The sequence below is a fragment of the Actinoplanes sp. NPDC048791 genome, from assembly GCF_040650095.1.
In the GTDB taxonomy this organism is placed as follows: Bacteria; Actinomycetota; Actinomycetes; order Mycobacteriales; family Micromonosporaceae; genus Actinoplanes.
The window spans coordinates 1-1,354 of record NZ_JBEZGQ010001588.1 but is presented as its reverse complement, the minus strand read 5'-3'; the positions used below and the strand labels follow the sequence as shown (position 1 = coordinate 1,354).

Below are 1,354 nucleotides of genomic sequence, written 5' to 3'. Positions count from 1 at the left end.
GGTCACCGCCCGGCTTGATCAGGTGCAGGCCGCTATCGCCGAACGGAACCGGCGGGCCGTCGAAGCGGGTCCGGGCACCGCCGGCTGGGCGACGGAGCTCGACGGGAGCGCGTCGCTGGCCGAGGACGCGGCGCGGTTGCAGGCTGTGTCGGGCGCCCTGACGACCGCGGCACATGCCGGGCCATGCGGGGACGACTGCGCCTGCACAACCGCCCTTGCAGCAGCGGGCTCGACGTACCACTTCCCGCACGAGGCCACCTCCGGCGCGGCGGCGCTGGCCTGTGACCTGGTTGCCGATGGCGGCGACGCGCACCAGCGGATCGGCGTGTGGCAGCAAGCCCTGGCCCGCGTCGAAGGCCGCGACCGGCTCCCGGACACACCCGACGGTGTGGCGTTGCGGTTCCCGTTCGACGTCGACCTCGCCGGCACCCTGGCCCGGCTCGCCGCCGCGGAGTACCGGTGCTGCTCGTTCGGCAGTTACACCCTTGTTGTCGACGGCACCGGCCTGCGGCTGGAGGTCCGCATGCCCGGCGAAGCCGCAGGCATGCTGGCCGCGGTCGTCGGCCTGCCCGACACGGAGGTCACCGGTGCAGCGCATCAGTCGTGACGATCTGCGCGTCCTGCTCGACGCCGGCGCAGTCACCCTCGTCGAGGCGCTACCCGCGCCGCATTACACCGCCGAGCATCTGCCGGGCGCGGTGAATCTGCCCGGTGACCTCACCGCCGAACGGGCCGCCCAGCTGGCTCCGGACCCGGCTCGTACGGTGGTCACCTACTGTGCTGGTCCGTCGTGCGGCCGGTCCAAGGTCGCCGCCGCCGCGTTCGCCCGGCTGGGCTACCGCGACGTTCGGGTCTACGACGGCGGCAAGACCGACTGGGCCGCGGCGGGACTGCCCTTCGAGAGTGACCGGAGCGCTGCGGAGGTTGTCCGGTGAGCGCGGCCGAACACGCCGGGCTGCGCACCGGTGAGGTCGCCGAACAGGCCGGCGTGAACATCCAGACGTTGCGGTACTACGAACGCCGGGGGCTGCTGGCCGAACCGCACCGCTCGAACGGCGGGCACCGCCTCTACCCACCCGACACCGTCGCCCTGCTGAACGTGATCAAGGCGGCGCAGCGGCTCGGGTTCACCCTCGACGAGGTCGCCGACCTGCTCGACGCGGGCCGGCGCCGGCACCCGAGCCCGGACCTGCGGGAGCGGGCCATCGCCAAGATCGCCGAGATCGATCAGAAGATCGCCGACCTGGTCACCATCCGCGCCTCGCTGACCGAGGTCGTCGACGCGCGGTGCGACAGCCTCACCAACTGCACCTGCGCCGACTGCCCGATCCCGTTCCTCACCATCGGCACCGCC

3 protein-coding genes are annotated in these 1,354 nt (G+C 72.8%); all 3 read left to right on the top strand.

Translation table 11 applies throughout. The features are described 5' to 3' along the window. Nucleotides 1-607: hypothetical protein (locus tag AB0C29_RS48735; protein ID WP_360835225.1), on the top strand; the 607-nt coding region annotated here is incomplete at its 5' end. Continuing rightward, nucleotides 588-935 (top strand): rhodanese-like domain-containing protein, encoded by a 348-nt coding sequence (locus AB0C29_RS48730; protein ID WP_360835223.1) that lies wholly within the window; start codon nucleotides 588-590, stop codon nucleotides 933-935. The genes AB0C29_RS48735 and AB0C29_RS48730, both read left to right, overlap by 20 nt. Beyond that, a partial coding sequence (locus tag AB0C29_RS48725; protein WP_360835221.1) for a MerR family transcriptional regulator occupies nucleotides 932-1,354 on the top strand: 423 nt, incomplete at its 3' end. The genes AB0C29_RS48730 and AB0C29_RS48725, both read left to right, overlap by 4 nt.